The organism is Pseudomonas sp. HC1(2025), from assembly GCF_058742075.1.
The window spans coordinates 2,333,564-2,350,119 of sequence record NZ_CP196017.1 but is presented as its reverse complement, the minus strand read 5'-3'; the positions used below and the strand labels follow the sequence as shown (position 1 = coordinate 2,350,119).

The 16,556-nt window shown below is 55.2% G+C and carries 27 protein-coding genes and 1 pseudogene; 19 read left to right on the top strand and 9 right to left on the bottom strand.

Annotation, left to right across the window (positions count from 1 at the left end; translation table 11 throughout):
* Window positions 1–30: 30 nt before the first annotated feature.
* Complete coding sequence (locus ACSSVH_RS10650) at window positions 31–654, bottom strand: putative metallopeptidase (RefSeq protein WP_492634490.1); 624 nt, start codon at window positions 652–654, stop codon at window positions 31–33.
* Between the two features lie 77 nt (window positions 655–731).
* On the opposite strand from ACSSVH_RS10650, the gene ACSSVH_RS10645 reads away from it, so the two are divergent.
* Window positions 732–1,163: a hypothetical protein gene (locus ACSSVH_RS10645; RefSeq protein WP_463989915.1), complete on the top strand. Its 432-nt coding sequence runs from the start codon at window positions 732–734 to the stop codon at window positions 1,161–1,163.
* A 92-nt stretch (window positions 1,164–1,255) separates the two neighbouring features.
* Entirely contained in the window at window positions 1,256–1,702 is a 447-nt protein-coding gene (locus ACSSVH_RS10640; protein ID WP_492634489.1) for a hypothetical protein, read from the top strand.
* A 58-nt stretch (window positions 1,703–1,760) separates the two neighbouring features.
* Here ACSSVH_RS10640 and ACSSVH_RS10635 read toward each other — a convergent pair whose 3' ends face one another.
* On the bottom strand, window positions 1,761–2,033 hold the full coding sequence (locus ACSSVH_RS10635; protein WP_492634488.1) for a hypothetical protein: 273 nt from the start codon (window positions 2,031–2,033) through the stop codon (window positions 1,761–1,763).
* Window positions 2,034–2,808: 775 nt separating this feature from the next.
* On the opposite strand from ACSSVH_RS10635, the gene ACSSVH_RS10630 reads away from it, so the two are divergent.
* A complete protein-coding gene (locus ACSSVH_RS10630) occupies window positions 2,809–3,030 on the top strand; it encodes a carbon storage regulator (protein ID WP_492634487.1) in 222 nt (73 codons plus the stop codon).
* Between the two features lie 159 nt (window positions 3,031–3,189).
* Window positions 3,190–3,540: a hypothetical protein gene (locus ACSSVH_RS10625; protein WP_492634486.1), complete on the top strand. Its 351-nt coding sequence runs from the start codon at window positions 3,190–3,192 to the stop codon at window positions 3,538–3,540.
* Window positions 3,541–4,174: 634 nt separating this feature from the next.
* Here the strand turns inward: ACSSVH_RS10625 and ACSSVH_RS10620 are convergent.
* From ACSSVH_RS10620 to ACSSVH_RS10590, 7 genes and pseudogenes are all read right to left on the bottom strand, one after another.
* A complete protein-coding gene (locus tag ACSSVH_RS10620) occupies window positions 4,175–4,720 on the bottom strand; it encodes a hypothetical protein (RefSeq protein ID WP_492634485.1) in 546 nt (181 codons plus the stop codon).
* Window positions 4,717–5,346 carry a recombination protein NinG gene (locus ACSSVH_RS10615; protein WP_492634484.1) on the bottom strand — a complete coding sequence of 210 codons (630 nt, stop codon included), beginning with the start codon at window positions 5,344–5,346 and terminating at the stop codon, window positions 4,717–4,719. The genes ACSSVH_RS10620 and ACSSVH_RS10615 overlap by 4 nt, the downstream gene beginning before the upstream one ends.
* Entirely contained in the window at window positions 5,343–5,858 is a 516-nt protein-coding gene (locus ACSSVH_RS10610) for a hypothetical protein (RefSeq protein WP_057959970.1), read from the bottom strand. The genes ACSSVH_RS10615 and ACSSVH_RS10610 overlap by 4 nt, the downstream gene beginning before the upstream one ends.
* Window positions 5,855–6,652, bottom strand: a complete 798-nt coding sequence (locus ACSSVH_RS10605; protein WP_463989921.1) for a hypothetical protein — start codon at window positions 6,650–6,652, stop codon at window positions 5,855–5,857. Before ACSSVH_RS10605 ends, ACSSVH_RS10610 begins: the two co-directional genes overlap by 4 nt.
* Entirely contained in the window at window positions 6,639–7,553 is a 915-nt protein-coding gene (locus ACSSVH_RS10600) for a helix-turn-helix domain-containing protein (protein ID WP_492634483.1), read from the bottom strand. The genes ACSSVH_RS10605 and ACSSVH_RS10600 overlap by 14 nt, the downstream gene beginning before the upstream one ends.
* 11 nt (window positions 7,554–7,564) lie before the next feature.
* A pseudogene (locus ACSSVH_RS10595) lies at window positions 7,565–7,699 on the bottom strand (phage replication protein); the annotation flags it as partial.
* Between the two features lie 274 nt (window positions 7,700–7,973).
* The gene (locus ACSSVH_RS10590; protein ID WP_176992367.1) at window positions 7,974–8,189 is read right to left on the bottom strand and encodes a helix-turn-helix domain-containing protein; all 216 of its coding nucleotides are present in this window, start codon (window positions 8,187–8,189) and stop codon (window positions 7,974–7,976) included.
* A gap of 87 nt (window positions 8,190–8,276) precedes the next feature.
* Here ACSSVH_RS10590 and ACSSVH_RS10585 point away from each other — a divergent pair, with 87 nt between their 5' ends.
* The 15 genes from ACSSVH_RS10585 to ACSSVH_RS10515 all read left to right on the top strand — a co-directional run bounded on the left by ACSSVH_RS10585 (window position 8,277) and on the right by ACSSVH_RS10515 (window position 16,508).
* Complete coding sequence (locus tag ACSSVH_RS10585; RefSeq protein WP_492634482.1) at window positions 8,277–8,945, top strand: LexA family protein; 669 nt, start codon at window positions 8,277–8,279, stop codon at window positions 8,943–8,945.
* A 54-nt stretch (window positions 8,946–8,999) separates the two neighbouring features.
* Window positions 9,000–9,512, top strand: a complete 513-nt coding sequence (locus ACSSVH_RS10580; RefSeq protein ID WP_492634481.1) for a DUF4823 domain-containing protein — start codon at window positions 9,000–9,002, stop codon at window positions 9,510–9,512.
* A gap of 41 nt (window positions 9,513–9,553) precedes the next feature.
* Window positions 9,554–9,787 carry a hypothetical protein gene (locus ACSSVH_RS10575; RefSeq protein WP_492634480.1) on the top strand — a complete coding sequence of 78 codons (234 nt, stop codon included), beginning with the start codon at window positions 9,554–9,556 and terminating at the stop codon, window positions 9,785–9,787.
* Window positions 9,784–9,999 (top strand): hypothetical protein, encoded by a 216-nt coding sequence (locus ACSSVH_RS10570; RefSeq protein ID WP_492634479.1) that lies wholly within the window; start codon window positions 9,784–9,786, stop codon window positions 9,997–9,999. The genes ACSSVH_RS10575 and ACSSVH_RS10570 overlap by 4 nt, the downstream gene beginning before the upstream one ends.
* A gap of 127 nt (window positions 10,000–10,126) precedes the next feature.
* Entirely contained in the window at window positions 10,127–10,783 is a 657-nt protein-coding gene (locus ACSSVH_RS10565) for a hypothetical protein (protein ID WP_492634478.1), read from the top strand.
* Entirely contained in the window at window positions 10,780–11,880 is a 1,101-nt protein-coding gene (locus tag ACSSVH_RS10560) for a helix-turn-helix domain-containing protein (protein ID WP_492634477.1), read from the top strand. The genes ACSSVH_RS10565 and ACSSVH_RS10560 overlap by 4 nt, the downstream gene beginning before the upstream one ends.
* A gap of 213 nt (window positions 11,881–12,093) precedes the next feature.
* A complete protein-coding gene (locus tag ACSSVH_RS10555) occupies window positions 12,094–12,402 on the top strand; it encodes a hypothetical protein (protein ID WP_133714872.1) in 309 nt (102 codons plus the stop codon).
* 112 nt (window positions 12,403–12,514) lie between these two features.
* A complete protein-coding gene (locus ACSSVH_RS10550) occupies window positions 12,515–12,841 on the top strand; it encodes a DUF2388 domain-containing protein (RefSeq protein WP_492634476.1) in 327 nt (108 codons plus the stop codon).
* A gap of 217 nt (window positions 12,842–13,058) precedes the next feature.
* Entirely contained in the window at window positions 13,059–13,469 is a 411-nt protein-coding gene (locus ACSSVH_RS10545) for a VOC family protein (protein WP_492634475.1), read from the top strand.
* Window positions 13,470–13,640: 171 nt separating this feature from the next.
* On the top strand, window positions 13,641–13,892 hold the full coding sequence (locus ACSSVH_RS10540) for a DUF1654 domain-containing protein (protein ID WP_492634474.1): 252 nt from the start codon (window positions 13,641–13,643) through the stop codon (window positions 13,890–13,892).
* Window positions 13,893–14,551: 659 nt separating this feature from the next.
* On the top strand, window positions 14,552–14,845 hold the full coding sequence (locus ACSSVH_RS10535; protein WP_492634473.1) for a hypothetical protein: 294 nt from the start codon (window positions 14,552–14,554) through the stop codon (window positions 14,843–14,845).
* A 63-nt stretch (window positions 14,846–14,908) separates the two neighbouring features.
* On the top strand, window positions 14,909–15,292 hold the full coding sequence (locus ACSSVH_RS10530) for a response regulator transcription factor (RefSeq protein ID WP_492634472.1): 384 nt from the start codon (window positions 14,909–14,911) through the stop codon (window positions 15,290–15,292).
* Between the two features lie 417 nt (window positions 15,293–15,709).
* Entirely contained in the window at window positions 15,710–16,132 is a 423-nt protein-coding gene (locus ACSSVH_RS10525) for a hypothetical protein (RefSeq protein WP_492634471.1), read from the top strand.
* Window positions 16,129–16,320, top strand: a complete 192-nt coding sequence (locus tag ACSSVH_RS10520) for a hypothetical protein (protein WP_492634470.1) — start codon at window positions 16,129–16,131, stop codon at window positions 16,318–16,320. The genes ACSSVH_RS10525 and ACSSVH_RS10520 overlap by 4 nt, the downstream gene beginning before the upstream one ends.
* Window positions 16,317–16,508, top strand: coding sequence for a hypothetical protein (locus ACSSVH_RS10515; RefSeq protein ID WP_492634469.1), 192 nt, complete (start codon window positions 16,317–16,319; stop codon window positions 16,506–16,508). Before ACSSVH_RS10520 ends, ACSSVH_RS10515 begins: the two co-directional genes overlap by 4 nt.
* Window positions 16,509–16,556 lie beyond the last annotated feature (48 nt).

Here is a 16,556-nt window from a genome sequence, read left to right as displayed (position 1 = left end):
AATTCTCATCCGTCTAGAGCCTGTCAAGAATCAGGCCGATCTCAGCAGACAGGTTCCGCAGGCCCTCGCAATGTTCAAATTCCCCACCTCAGCGGGACTGTTTGCAGCATCCACCAACGCTTGAACGTTAGGGCTCGCACCATAGCGGCGGACCACACCGACGAACTCTTCCACGTCGTGGCCCTGCAGCTTGATCTTCGGTGCACCGTCTTGGGTGAATGCTGGTTGACCGTACTTGTCGGTCGCGTGAGCCAGGTGATAAAGCTCATGTTCGATCAGGGCGCAGAACTCAAGGTCGCTGCACTCGGCGCAGTAGTCAGCAGCAAGAGTGATGATGAAGGCCGGCACGTCGCCGAACCAATCACGCATCTGTTGTTCCATGCGAGCTTTCTGCCAACCACCGGCGCGGAACGCTACCTGCTCGGCCTGGCCCAGGACTGTACGGCCCTGTTTGGAGAAGCTCGACGACGCCCACATGATCCGGATGTCTGCATCCAGTAGGTGGGCATGGTCTTCGTTGTGAATGCTGCCTGTGTCGGCAACGATCTCAGTTTGCAGCCATTCCCACACCTCAGGCGCTGGAGTAAGGCGGATACCGAAGTCGGAGAGGTCAGACAGCTCAAGCAGTGACGATGGAGGGTATGGCCTGTCCATGAATCACCTTGAGCTTGAAATAGTGAAGCGTTGACGGTATTGGTGATGCAAATTAAAAAGTAAGGAAGCTCAATTCAATGTCCCGCACCAAATCCACTTGCGTTATTGCTATCACTGCTGCAGCTCTGTCCGGGTGTATTAGCACTCCAACATGGACCAATTTGGGACCAGTGGATCTGGATGTCTCAAATGGTCTGACCGCCTGCCATGTTGACGCCAACATTATCGATGGAGAGCGTATTGAGGGCATACTCTGCTCTACATACGAATCCGGTTTTTTTGGCGGTGGAGAACCAGAAATTTACTTCTCACCACAGAACCGAAAATTCATGCGAGAGCCGGTGAGCACAACCACCACCGGAGTTACTAAAGACTGGAAGGGGAAGAAAGCATTTTTACAATGCGCCCCTACTTTCGCCGTTGATGGCAAAACAGTTGAGAAGCGCTTTTGTAAGGTCACCATCAATGATCAATTGCTGGTAAGTGCGACCTTCAAATACGTGAAGTAAAGGCCTCCCCACCTCATAGCAACCCAGCGAGCACCTACGAGCTCCGGAACTGGGTTCACTCAAACGGCCCCAGCTGAAGGATACTGCCCCTAATGAAGTCAATCGTTAATGCTGCCGCCTTACTCTTGGTGGCTGGCCTGATCACAGCCTGCCAGAGCGGGCCGCACACACCACCGGCAGTGAAGACAGAAGTCCCCACTCATAAAATGAGCGTTGGCAACTTCATTTCACCGAAAGCGTGTACGAGTGGCAGCAATACGCTGAATGGCAAATTGATTGGGGCCAGCCTATGTATCCGATCGCAGAAATATGAAGTCTTCGGCGGCCCAGATATCACCCTGAGCTTCAATCGTGAGCTCGTTACGGTGCTTACCCCTGAGGAGGCAGTCAAAGGATTCACAGCTACAAAATACGGCATCACTGTTTCATTCAAGTGTGAAGATATTCCGAAAAAAGACACCGATGATGGGCGGTCGTATCATTGCTCCTACGATGCAAGCAATCTTCCTTTGATCAGGGCCGACATCACATTTCCATAGACGAGCATGAACTCCAATCTCGCGCCACGATTTAGCGCATTCGAAAACGTGGCGCGGATTAACTGGTAGAACCAAACACATACCCGCGCCTTGCCCAGGCATAAGCCACCACGCCAGCATGAAGCATCACGCCGAACGGGTTAACCCAATGCCACTGGATGGCGGTCACGAAGGCGCCAAACGCGCCAATCGCCACCAAATAGAAGGCCGTGCAAAGAAGTGGCTGATCGACCGGGCGAATCCGGCGAAGGTAGTCACACGCAGCCAGGGCCACCAATACGCACAGAAGCGCATCGAATACCCCTAGCGCTGAAACAAGGATGCTGTTCATGTCAGGCACCTCGCGCAGTCGGGAACGATCCCGCTACTGCTTTGATTGCCGGGATGATGTTCATCGCTGTCAACCCAAGCACGAATGCCACGCCACACAACAGATCTTCAGTCACTGCCATCTCAAGCTTTGGGGCGAGCCAGATCGTTACGGGCTGCGTCAGGTACACCGAGAACAGGAAGCCAGTGAGGACAGCTGAGGCCGCCTGCCACCGGGTCAAGTCCCTCAAGAAACCCAGGGACAGGATCGATGACCACGCCGTATTTGACCAGCACTACGCTGGCGGCAGTGCTCGCGGGTTCTGCCATTGCTGTTACTCCGTAAATTATTGTTCTCCCATGCAGGGAGCGAGGCCATCAAATGCCCGATGAATAAACAGGGACTTTCCGCAGTAAAAAACAGGAAATTTCCTACATCTTTTATGCAAAACGTATGCGATGAGTAGCATCTCTCTCGGTATAAAAGCCCAAAGAGAAAGACACGCACAGAGTGTGATGGTGACTTGATAGGAATGGACCGCCATGAAGCATGTAATTTTTCTCCTTGCAACCGTAATCCTTGGCGGCTGCTCTGCATTTAGCAAAGAGCAAAAAGCCATTGACACAGACTCAGAAGAGCCACCTGTCTTCTGCGATACCGCACCTATAAACCAGCCTGGCTGCTACCCGGGATCGTCAGGGCCCACTAAACGCTACCGTGTCGGACGCGCAGCAAGCTGAGCTAAGGATCACACCGGAAAAGGCCATAAGTAGCCCATCCCCCAAGAGGCCCACACGTGATATCCATCACTCGAAAAATAGGTCAATCCCTCCATATTGGCGATGAAGTTCTGATTAAGGTGACGAAGATCAACCGCAACTATGTGTCGTTGGGCATCGAGGCTCCGCGCCACATCAGAATTGAACGGGCAAACTCGTGCCAAGAAATTGAAAGCTTGGCCGGGGAGAAAAAGGACGAGAGCACTCTCGACTTGCTTAACTCCGTGGGACTTGTTTGAAATAGGTCAACCCCAGCAGCACTCCCAGCTCAGAGCGATGGGTGTGGCGGGGCCGAAAACGAGTAAGCCCAACACGATGACTGGGCTGACAATAAGTGGGCGGCGGTCGCCCACGAGGTATAACTCATCGCGAATTTTCAACGCGCTACGGACAGGTAAATGAAGGGATCAGAATATTTTGCAGTACTGTTGGCATTACTCTGCCTCCCATTGCATGCAAGTGAGAGCGACCACGAGATCATGTTCAAGATGCAACGATGCACGCTTGCCTATGCGTATGGCGTCCATTCCGATATGAAGGTTATCGACAAAGCTGGTATTGCAACTGCCATATACATGCGAGATCACGGCGTTAAGAGCTATTCAGAGATATCTGCCATTGGCGACAAAGCCACAAAAGAGATATTGGGCGCCCCCGGTTCCTCAGCTGAAGAGCGAGAGGAACGGGCCAAGGGAATCAACGAGTCAGAATTTTGCAAAAAATTCATGCGCAGCATTCAGTCGAATTAGGTGTGCGGTCTTTCCTGCCGTCCGCCGAAGACCTTCTCAGTGTCGACGCCCTAATGCACTGATCGCGCTGATCTGGTCTCGCGCTACCCTGGAAGCACAGTGAGGTCAGGGTGCGCGGGCTGCCGGTGTTCTTTCGTGACGCGTGACTTCCGGCGATACCGCGTCCAGGGGTTCCCGAAGGCTGTCCTGGCTACAGGTAAATTCATTTATTTCGCCCACAAAAAAGCCCGGCGCAGTGGCCGGGCTATTTCAGCAAACAAATATCAAGCCTCTCCTAAGCACCGCCAGCCTTCGCCTTATCCGCTCTGGACTTATCGCAAGCCAGCCTGAGCGCCTCATGAGCCCTTGGCGCCATCGGGGCAGTTGCCATGGATCTGTACGTTTCGCACTCGGGAGTATCTGAGACAGGCCCAACGTACTCGGCTGGCTTCTCAGATGATGCGCACCCTGCTAGAGCGGCCAACGCTACAGTTCCGATTAAAGTTCGCATGTGATCCCTCCAGCTAAAAATATGACTGTAGCACTGGAAGGTGACCAATAAAAAACCCGGCGCTTGGCCGGGCTCTTATTATTCAGTCCTACACACGCAGGAATGACAGGATGCGTGAATAATGGCTCACTGGATCAGTCGTCGTCAAGCGACTTCTGATATCACAAGGCCTTCCCGCTCAAGGATGTGCTGAGCCTCGACCAGGGCCAGGTCTACACAACTCTCCAGCGCCTTGCGAATATCCCGTCTCCACCGCTCCTGGGTCTTGATCGGGTGCGGCTCATTCGACCAGTTGTCCATCTCGTACCAGCCGGCCGGCAGGACGTTCGTTGAGCGCTTCCCGTCCACGCCTGGCAACCGGGGCAAGGCCCAGGTCACCACAGCGCAATGCAGGAACCGCTCCGGCGCGGGCGATCGCATCACACGGGTCAACTCAGCAATAGCCGCGTGTTTGCGCTCGGTGTGAGTGGAAAACTTCGCCACGAGTGCCCGCCAGTGCGCCGGGGCCAACGCCTTGTGCAGCCGCCCAAACACCCAGCAGTCGGTTAGGAATGCTGCCTCCTTGCCTACGATTTCCCCCTTCTGCTTGGCGCACTGCACCTTGGGCTCGAAATCGAAGCCACCGGCAGAACTGATGGTCTCGGCCGCGAGGGCTCGAACTACAGCTGAAACAACGTTGCGATAGGTCATGCTGCGAGCCCCTTCTTCAGTTCTCTGGTCTTTGCCCGGTAGTCGGCCTTGATGGCCTTAATTTCATCCACGGTGTACTTGCGAACGCTTTGGTCGGATTCCAAGGCGTCTACGGCCTCCTGGCCAATGCGCGCGATCAAGCCGATCCGATAGTCCACGGCATTCCCAGACAGGAACCGGTTGTCCTGCTTGCTCTGGGCATGGCAGTTGCGCTCATCAAAGCGCAGGTGCGGCGCAGAACCGACGCTGCGGTAATGGCCGGCATCTACTGCGTTGCCGCTCCAGTCCAATGGCTTGCCGCTGGATATGCATAGGTGGCCGGCGGCCTGGTCCCGGGTGCGGATGTACTCGTTGAATGCCTGCTGGGCCTCGCGCATGTGATCGCCGCGACTTTTCAGGGCCTCCTTGCGCACCTTGATGTCCCGGCGACCAACATCAGCTAGGGCCTTCTTGGCGCTCGCCTGCCCCTTCTCCGACTTGCCGTAAGCGATGGCGCACTCGATCTCGCCGCATACCGCCTGCGAATCGCGCGTTTTCGTGAACATTACTCGGCACACAGGGCAGCGCTTGCGGCGTGACCCACCGGACGTGAGCGGGGTTTTGCGTTGTAGTGGGGTGCGCTTCATGCGGCCTCCTTGAATGCTTCAAACTCTGCCATTTCGGTCAGGCGCTCTTCCGTGAGCGTCGGCCAGTCATGCAGCACCAGGTACGCACAGCACTGGCGCCAGAAGTCTTGGAATGTCTCCTCCCCCATCGAATCGTAGGAAAGGCTGCGGGGTGTCTTGCGGGTAAGTTGGCCCAGGCCAGGGATGTCGAACTGCTCCTCGTCGCAGTACACGCCCGACTCAAGTTGCAGTGCCTTGATTGCGTCGTGGGACTGCTTGCCAGAGAACCGATCGATGTTCTGGCTCAGTACCCGGCCCAGGCCGTGGACCAAGCCATTGAACCTTGGGTTGCGCGGCTGCTTCAGGTCGGCGCGGATCTTGGTATTGATCCGGAAATCACGCTCACGAAGGATCGACCGGTCAGCGTCGGAGGACGGCACAAACGCGGCCACCTCCCTGCCGGTGGCAGGATCAATCAGGCGGCGCAGCACCAGGTACACGGGCATAGGGCGAGGCTTAGCTGGCTTGGTCATTGCGCCGCCCTCTTCTCTTCCAGTTCCTGGACCTGTTTGATCAGCAGCGCCCGGCGATCCGCCAACTTGTTGGCCGCTGCAATCCGCATCTCATCCTTCCGTTCTGCGCTGGCCTTGCGCATTTCCAGCATCGAGCTCTTAACGATCTCAAGCTTTTCGCGAATAGCGGGTTCCGGCCGGGTGACGGTACCGGTGAGCAAGCCAGCGATCGCGCGACCGTCTTCGGTGACCGGCTCGACGCTCAGGTCTGCCAGGTACTTTTGGCCGTGCTCGCGGGGAATACGCTTCAGCTCCATGGCCTTGGTTACGGCCTGGATTCGACGGTTGGCGTCGAAGCCCACGGATACATGCCAGTTGACCGGCTTCGCATCCTCACGGGCCTGGCTGACGAACCGCTGGTAGGCGTCGATGAACGCCATGCGAGCACCGATCTTGTCGCCACCATCCAAGATGGGTTTCGCAACAGCCAGAGCCAGCTGAATTTCATCAGTCAGCACCACAGTTTCGAATTCATCGTTGGTCATCATGGCGATGGCCCAGGCCTCGTCCTTACCCGGACGTCCGTCGGCGGTCTGGACGCGCTGCAGGATGTCAGCCATAGCCAGCTTGCCCTTCACCTCGAAACGGCAGGCCTTCAGGGCGGCTTTTACGACGGGCACCGAGTAAGCGCAGAGGTCTTCAGCCATCATCGCGGCGGTACCGGGGTTCATTTCCTGGCTCATGGCCTCGGCCGTTGCGCAGATGGCAGCAGCCAGTCCGGCAACCTGCTGGTCGTTCATTTCAGAGGTATTCATTGCGGTCACCTGCTTGGCGTTTGGCCAAGACCATCTGGGCGGCCTGCTCCGCTGCGGAGTGGTTCGCATCTGTCCGTTCCATCTGCCGGGCGGTCGTGCCGTTGATGCGCTGCCCGGTCACCCACTGGGTGTGGTAGCTCTCGGCGTTGGCCAGTAGCTCGTTGAGGCTGTGGCATTTGCGCAGGACGGTGGCATCGCTGGTTTTCAGGTAATGCGCGGCGACGTGGTGGGCTACGTCGGCACCCAGTCTGTCGACGAGCAACGCCATCTGCTTGCCAGCCTTGGCGTTCCACACCGGCCAGGCGCTGTAGCGCTTGCGGTAGGCCATGGCGTAGTTCGCCCAGACCTTGAAGGTCTTGCAGGCCTGGTCCTTCGGCCCCGGCATGTCGGCAGGAATCTCAACTCGTGGTTGCTGCGGAACGAATTGCACGACCTGCCCCGTCACGACCTTAGCGGTAGCCTGGGGCGTAATTGGTTCAATGACCGGTTCCATGACTGGTTCAAGAGAGTTACTGATTCTGGGTGCAGCTCCTGCACTACCCCCTAGTGCAGGAGATTCACTAGGGGGTGAACCTGCTGCACTACCCTGATGAATTTGCTGCACTACCCCTGGTGCAGGAGGTGCACCACCTCCCTCAAGGGTGAGGAAGTAAACGTTCGACGAATTCCCCTTAGGTCCGCCCTTACGAATTTCCTTACGCAGCAACCCCGCATCACACAGGGCTGTGATGTGGTTCATGACAGAGCGCTTGCTGATCTCGCACTGATCGGCGATGTGCTGATAGGACGGCCAGCACTCGCCTACATCGCTGGCGTTGTCGGCAAGCTTGATCAGTACCAGCTTGCGCAATGGATTCCCGACGCGAAGCTTCATCGCGGCGACCATAAGGCCCATGCTCATGCTGCACCTCCGACAAAGGCAAACAGCAGGGCCTGCTGAGAATTCAGCCCCCACTCCAGCGCCTTCACCTGGCTAATCGTGACGGTGTATTGCATGTCAGGCCGACAGTCGAACTGAATACGAGCATTTGCGCGCCACGTTTTCAGACTGCGAAAAACGTGGCGCGAGATTGGTAGAGCTATTGATACATGGCTGGGTTTGCATATAATCGGCCTCACAAAGTGTTATCGAATTAGCCGACCTCGACCGTCGGCTTTTTTGTGCCTGTAATTCAGCGCCGAAGCACCAACCTCCCCACCCTGCTCCCCGCTTCGCCTCTCTTAAAACCCACTGGATAAAACTCCAGCGACTTCAGGTTTCTTACTTCGCAAGCCGTCTGAGCCGATACTGGGTACACAGATTTGCGGATAGATATCTCGCTTAGGCGGCCATCTCGGCCCAGGGAAACGACGGACAAAGGGACTCTTTTTTGAAAGCACCTCCGGTCACCGCCTCTGCTCGCTTGGCAACCACTGGAGACATGCCGTGCTTCCCGCGAACCCAACCGGAAACGGTGCTTTGATCAACCTTGAGCTTTTCAGCGGTGACCTCCTGAGTACCAATGAAGGCAACGAGGTCCTTGTAAATACTGTTCATATCGCCCCTCCATACGGGAATACCCATATAGTAGGTTATGGGAATACCGATTTGCAAGGATATGGGAGCACCCGTAATACTCGCGGAATGGAATTCAAAGACCGTTTAAAGACAGCGCGCCGGCACGCCAAGCTCAATCAGGGCGAATTGGCCGCTAAAGCTGGTATCACGCAGACGTCGATTTCTGACCTTGAGCGTGGAAAATCGAAAGCCACCGCGCACGTCGTGAAGATCGCCGATGCATGCGGGGTGAGCGCCAAATGGCTTTCCGATGAGATCGGGCCAATGCTGGCCCCGGAGTCGAGTGCAGGCTCTGCTGAATCGAACATCTCCCCCGCTGCCCAGCCCACCAAATCATTCCGTTACCCAGTAATCAGCTGGGTTGCTGCTGGCGCCTGGGCGGAGGCCGTCGAGCCCTACCCGGCCGGTTTCTCGGACACCTACGAGTTCTCAGAGTACGACTCCAAGGGCACAGCTTTTTGGCTGAAGGTGAAAGGTGACTCGATGACAGCGCCCGCCGGCCAGAGCATCACCGAGGGCACTCTGATCCTGGTGGACACAGAGGCTGAAGTTGCACCAGGTAAGCTGGTGGTGGCCAAGCTCCCGGACAGCAATGAAGCCACATTCAAGAAGCTGGTCAGCGACGGCGGCCGACTATTCCTGAAACCGCTGAACCCGAGCTACCCGATCGAGGCAGTAGACGAGAACTGCCGGATCGTGGGCGTGGTTGTTCAGGCGCTGCAGAAGTTTTACTGATCAAGGGATTTGATTCAATTTTGCAGAACATCTGAAAAGGAAATCGAGATGCGAATGCCCGCAGTTCTAATCCTGATAGCAGCGCTTTCTGGCTGCGCCGACTCCCATCAATGGCTACCAAGTCAGTCTGGCTCTACTCAGCAGCTCAATCGAACAGACAAGATAATCATCGCTACTCCGGTAGATGGTGAATACGGCGACAACGTCTACAAAGGCTCCGGTCGTAACACAGCGCAAATCCTCTACGCGGCTTTTGCGCGGCGGTCGGCAGCAGTAACGGTGGATTCAGAAGCCTCGAGCTATGATCTGGCCTTGGAAAAAGCGAAGCGCACCGGGCAAGACATCCTAATTCTTCCGACCATCCTGCATTGGGAAGATCGCGCAACTGAATGGTCGATGATCCCTGACCAGGTAGAGGTCAAGATAAGCGTAATTCAGGTTTCTTCAGGGGCTGTAATCAGCTCCGGGATCGCGTCCGGTGAAAGCGGTATTGCAACATTTGGAGGGGATCACCCACAGGATTTGCTGCCCGAGCCGATTGAGGCTTTCGTCTCATCTTTATACTGAGCAGGCGCCAATATCCAGCGCCTATCACCTCGGAGGTCTCCATGCCCCTCACCAAGCCCAACCAGCAACTGCGCCGCGATCTCAAGGCGATCGCCTCAAACCTTGAGGAGTCCTGTATCGACCTGAGCAAGCTCGCAGAAAAACTCAGCGATGCAGACGCCATAGCCCTGATGGGGTTAGTAGGTACGCTTTATGAGGAAGCTGACAGGCTAGTGGGTTACGCGGATGAGGTGAAGACCGGCCTGATAAGCCGGGCTTCGAAACAGACAAAATGACTGCATGGCGAGAGCAGTCCTTCTGGAGCAAGGTTGGGGTCATTGCTTGCCTGGCTTTCCTTATGATGCTCCCAGGCTATTCCGACGTCGCTGGACTGGGCGGAGACTCATCCGGCCGCAAGCGAGTGTTCAGCCCTAATTTCATTGCTCTGTGCGTTTTCGTGGCGGTGATTGAGCTGATAGCGCTGAACCACTTCTACGGCAGCGGATGAGGTGAAGGGGGGAAGGTTTGAAGGCCTTCACAAGAGTACTTTTTTCGCATGAAAACATAGAGTCTTCTGTTTTTTTAACATCAAATGATGTATAAAAAGCGGAACACCCCTAGCTTTGGCGGTCACCATGCAAACAAACCAGCTTTCCTCGATTCCTCATTTACCCCCGGAGCAGGCGATTGAGCTCCTTCTGGGTGTGAGCATGAGTGATCTTTACGCTACCGCTACCCAGTACTATCAAAAGGTACTTTCCGCAGGGAAACTGCAACCAAACGGGTCAGGTGGCACCTTGGGATGGATTTATGGCACTGAGGCTATTCGGGCTCATCTGATCGGTAAGGGCTGGACGCCAAGTGACCCAAGCAATCAGCCACGAGTCGTCTCGCCAGATGGGAAACACGCTATTACCGTGATGCGCGGTGACATTCACACGGGTAATCCACATCGCACACCGTTGACTCGCAATAAGCGGGGCAACCGCACGGTTAAAAGCGTCCACTTTAACTCCCGTCAACAGGATATGTTCCCTGTCAGCCGTAATGAGCGACAAGCGTTAGTAGAGGCGACGGAGCAAACACTTTGGGTTCTTCTATTTCATGCTGACATCAAAAACAAAGTTGTTAACTACGAACTATCTCGACCAGTAAATATGGGCACCAATGGAAAAGTAGACGACTGGAAACCGAGATTTATTTTGCCACAGATCAACTTTAATGCACCTATTGACGACCTAGTACCAGAACCAAGTCCAGATCTAGACATTATGGTTACACCAAAAGCATGAGCAACACAGAAAACTTCAACCCTGCAAGGCTATTAATGGCTCGACAGAGACGTGGCTGGTCAAAAAAAGTCCTCGCTGATCTTTCCGGACTAACAAGTAAAACTCTTTCATCGTATGAGAGCTCAAACTCAACACCGACTGAAGAAAGTCTTGAAAGACTAGCCAATGCATTAGGATTCCCAGTCAGCTTTTTTAGTGGGGATGATGTAGAAGCGCCTACAGATCAAAATGCAAGCTTCAGATCTTTTTCGCGAATGACGGCAAGTCAAAGAGACGCTGCACTGGCAGCAGGCGGCATTGCATATCTTTTGAGCGACTGGATAGACAGCAAATTCAATTTGCCGGCACCAAGTGTGCCTGACTGTACGGGATTGAGCCCCGAAATGGCTGCCGAGGCAGTTCGGGCGGAGTGGGGTCTAACTCAGGCCCCTATAAAAAATATGATTCACCTTTTAGAGTCAAAAGGTGTACGTGTTTTCTCCTTGGCGGAAGAAACAAGCCAGGTTAACGCCTTTTCTTGCTGGAGACGTGGCACAACACCCTTCGTATTTCTGAACACAAAGAAGTCTTCCGAATCTAGTCGATTTGATGCTGCACATGAGTTAGGACACCTTGTTCTTCATCGGCACGGCGAAAATAAGGGAAAAGAGGTTGAGGGCGAAGCAAATGCATTTGCATCAGCACTGCTTATGCCCAAAGAAAGCATTCTCTCTAATGGCTGGAGATGTCGTTCTACTGAGGACATTATAAAGTTTAAAAAAATCTGGAACGTTTCAGCTATGGCGCTGGCATACAGGCTTCATAGCACGGGAATTCTTACCGAATGGCTATATCGTAGTATCTGTATAGATTTATCTACCCGCGGAGCGAGAACAAGAGAGATCGATCCCGCACCAAAAGAAACATCTCAGATACTCCAGAAAGTGTTTGGAATATTAAGGGATCAGGGTAAATCGATGCGCGCTATCGCAGATGAGTTGAATGTCGGCGGCGATGATTTGACACCGATTATTTTTGGACTAGCACCAGTCTCAATTTCCAATACGTCCAGCTTGCCTCCAACTGCAAAAAAAGGAGCTCTCCGCCTCGTTCAATGATTTCTCAGATTGCATTTCGATGCCCGGCCCAGCGCCGGGCTTCTGATATCTACCCTTCCACACTCCCTCTATTGTCATATATGATTGCTCTGCGCTCCCGGAAAGCACGCCGTCCGCAATGGCAAAGCTCACGCATCCGGTCCTTTCTCAGAAACTCATAACCCTTGGAATGCTTCGATTGCGGACGTCTAGCTAAGAACCTAGGAGTTATGCATGAATACCGTCTCATTCCAGCTGGAAGCCAATCGCCGCAATGAGTTCATCGACGAACTCAAGCGATCGATAAAGACCCTGCGCAAAAAGTCTGATAACGGCCTGTCGCTCACCCAGTATCAAAATTTAATAGCCCGGAGCCTGGGCTACCCTGCCTTTAACCTTCTGGCAGCGGATATCCCTTCCTGCAAGCAGGAGACGTTCTGGAGGGTGCTAGACATGGCCAGGCTGAAGGGCTTAGTCAGCGAAGACGTGGAAGATGAGCTCGATTTTTTCGACGATTATTGGTTTGATGCTTCTGGCGATTAATATGATCGTGAGCTACACACAATAGCCCGGCAAAACGCCGGGCTTCTTGTTTCTGGTAAGCGCCCTGCTCTGCTAAGGTGGCCCCCCCTGGTCGCAATGGAAGCATCGAAGAATGGACTCATGGAAGGCTCTGGCCATCGCCCTATTGGCATCGGTCAGCACGCAGGCCGTATCAGGTGATGGCGCCAACCCTATCGCTGCCGCGATATTTCTCACAATTTCCGCGCCAACCATTTTAATTGGGGCGACCACATCCCTCACGACCGAGCCGCCTGAGATTTTCAAGTCAGCCAAGACTGACGCCCTGGCGTTCATAGGTTCGGACGGCGAAATTCGCGGCGCCCAGTTTGAGCAAGTCTCCAGGTACTACCGCTCGACCAGCCCGCCGCCGCTGATGTCAGACACTCAACTGGCCCGGGCAATCGCGACGTCCTACTGAGCGCAATATTTCACATCCCTTTCACAGTCGGGCATTTATGGTTACCCCAGCTCCTAAAGAACATCCCTTTAAGCCCGCTACTCCCCATCGCGGGCTTTTCTTTGCCTGCGATTTGGAGGGCCGACTCTCGCCCTCCCCGACTTACCCGACGACGGCTATACACCCCCACCTTCAAAATGACACGATAACCCCTCGCCTTCGTAAGTAGGAATATAGGATGTTCAGTCACGTAACCGTTGGGACAAACGATCTTGATAAGGCATCTACCTTCTATGACGCGGTGCTGATCCCCCTGGGGCTCTGTCGCAGGCCTGTGACGCCTGATGGCGGACCACCTGCGGCATGCTGGATTAAGCCAGATAGCGTTCTCCCTCGCTTTTATGTGTACAGCCCTTATGACCGCAATGACGCCGGAGCAGGGAATGGAAGCATGGTGGCTTTCACCGCACCATCTCCAAATGCGGTAGACAGCGCCTATGCAGCTGGGCTTCTTGCGGGCGGATCTGATGACGGTGAACCGGGCCAACGTCCCCACTATGGTGACGGTTACTACGGTGCGTACCTACGTGATCCAGATGGCAACAAGGTACATATCGCTCATCGTGGTGATTTGGACTTGGCGCGGTAGCTGCCGCTCACCGTATTTGCTTGAAGCCCGCCCAACGCGGGCTTTTTCATGCCTGCCGGAAAGCACTCATCATAAAATATGCATTTATGCATGAAACTTCTTGCTGCCCTCTTGCCAATACATGACAGCATCAATACTGTGTATGCATACAGTACTCGCAAGGAGCGACGCATGATCCAGTCACCCTACTCCACACCGAAACCGAGAAATTCCTACGAGCTTGTTGGTCACCGCCTGCAACGCATAATTGCCTCCCCCAGAGTGCAGAGGATTCAGTTGGTTGAGGTGTCCAGGCGCGACGACGAAAGCCCTGAAGCCTGGCATCAGGTCATCCAAGACATCGGCGACACAGCCGGAATAAGGATTGAACATTTGGATGATGGCACCGTCCGGATCGGCTGGCGCGAGTACTGCGACACTTAGAAGAACCCGCCAGTGAGCGGGCTTTTTATTGTCCCCAATAAATAATATGGGAATACCCATTGACGAAAAATATGGGATTGCCTATATTTGCATCCAGGCCAGCAACAAACATCGCCGGTCAGTAGCGAAAGCTGCGCCGCTCTTTAACAGTCAGCGAAATACAGAAATACCAACAGACCGCATTGCCTCTACCGGCGACCGGCGATCAGACGGGTCAGATAGCCCGCCCACGACAGGAACACCCTGTACGGCTGATCGAGAGCGAAACGCTCGAACCGTGCGAATGACCTGGCAAGCAATGCGCCCCGCGAATCCCAGCGGAAGAAGGGAGATTCAACTGAACAGAATTAGCGGTCCCGATAGCCACGGCTGGGAACGCCGGACCTCATGCACCCTGCCCCACTCAACCAGGGCATTCAGAGCTGTAGCGTGCATGTTGTAAGGACCTGTGATCCACGGCGAACAGGTGCTGTTTGACGCCGTGAGGAGGAAGCTCGACGCCCACCCACGAAGACGACCGGCCAGCCCTGCAATCAGCAGCGGGCAACGAGCCACACCGCTGACGCAACAACCCCGGCCTGTCGCCAGTAGCGAGGCCGGGGGTTTCACCGATAGTCCTTGGCAACAGGGCCTAACGGGAAACCAACTGGGAGAAATGTATGGCCAAGAAAGTTGGCAGAACGACCAAGACAGAGCCGATCGGGGCCCGGGGCAACCCACGAACGCGGTACCTCATGGATGTAATGGGGCGAATTCAACGGCGATCTTTGACGGCGGTCATCGAAGCGGCTGTAGAGAGCTACGCGACAGAGGCGGAAAGCTCGCTAGCCGCCCACACCTGGTCAACCGATGAAGGCGAGCGCCTGCTTAATTTGTACTCGAAGGCACCGCACCTCTGCTCATTTGACGAGGAGATTGATGCCAAAGCAGCCCTAGCCGCGCGCAGCGAGTAATCGGAAATTTTCACTTCTGCCACCGCCTCGGTGGCAGCGGGAAACCAACCGAGGGTTACAACGATGGAAGCAACAATCATCAACGGTTCATGGAAAGGCCACCTCGGACGTGGCCTGGCGCCGCGAGAACTTCAGTTCCTGCTTTGGATTGCCCAGGGCTTCACCTCGAAAGAGATCGCCCGGGAAGCAGGGATTGAGGCAGGCACCGTCAAGAAGCGCCTGACCAATGCGATGTTCAAACTGGGTGTGACGAAGCGCACGGCCTTGGTAGCAGAGGCCATGAAGCGCCAGATCATCACGCCGGTGTGCTTTGTGCTGGCGGCGCTGATCGCCATGCACTCGATGGTCAGTGACGACTCCCTGCGTCGTGATCGCCGGGTGCCGGAAAGGCGAATGGCCCAGGTGCGGATGGTGCGCCGGGCTGAGTGCGCAAAACTGGCTGTGTGAAGACCATTATCGACGAGCGTCTTCATCTGTGTATGGCTTCTCCAACATCGATGTTTTTGCTTCCGCACCTACAGACAGGCACGAGTGCATCGGATCTTTTCCGATAGTACTCGTAGTCATTTGCGGGAGTGGTATCAAAGCCTTCCCACCACTCTTCGGTACGCCCCCAGTCATCTGAGCTCCTGACCTGAACACCCTCATGACCACAAGCACTGCAAGTTGCTTTGTACCTGCTTTCATCCCTGCTCATTTCGCTCTCCTTTGCGCCGAACACCTGGATCAAATATAGCAGCGATATTCCTGCACCCTTCCCCTCCTCTATTACGTCAGCACTCCTCCCCCGCGCCCATCGGCAACCAGCGGGAGGCATGAGTGTTGACGAATACAGGTGAACAACCCGCCACCTTGGAGGCGACCATGTCAGCACTACGTAAGGCTCAGTTTGAGCACGACGAACAACTGCCGCCTCCGGTGAGCGAAACCTCTCAGCAATTGGCCCGCAGCGAATGGCTGTACAACGCAGCCGAAGAGCTGGCCAGAGGTGGCAGTGTGGTGTTCAAGCGACACCTACACCCACAGCAAGGCGTCACGGCCTACCAGTTCGCACTGGCTGTCGATGAGTACGCCAACAACCTACTTGCCGACTGCGGCGTCGACGCTCCAGCCCTGGGCTACTTGCTGATCGCTGGGATGGCGGGCTCAAGGGTGAAGCCGGAGGCACTGGAGCTACTCGGCCGGAGCGACCACCCACTTGGGAAGCTCGGCGAGATTGCCGAACGCCTACTTCTGCCTTTGGCTGATGACGCACTGATCGCCCAGGGCGAGGACAACGAACTGTGAGCCCATACGTTGAGATCGATAAAGCGCTGTTTGCGCTTGAAGATCCAGATAAGCCCGCCATCGAAGAGATCTTGGCCGAGGGTTTGATCGTGCGCCACTTCACCTCGGGCGCCATCAACGCAGAAGAATTTCATTGGTATAGCGCACGCCTCCTGGATGTCAGCCGGCGGCGCAAGGAGAAGGCATGACTACCGCACCGGTTAAATCACTGATCGACGAGCAGCTCGAAGATATCAGCGCTCATAACCTTCGCGAGGCCTACAGCCTGGCCGAACGCCGCGGCTTCTTCGGTGCGCCAGTTGAGCAGTACGCAGAACCTGGTTACGACGGTCGAGTGCTTCAGGTACTTCGCTATCGGGTTCAGCAGCAGCGCTGACCTTACGCCCACCCCCTTCAATTCCCCCACCCACTCAGTCACTTTGAA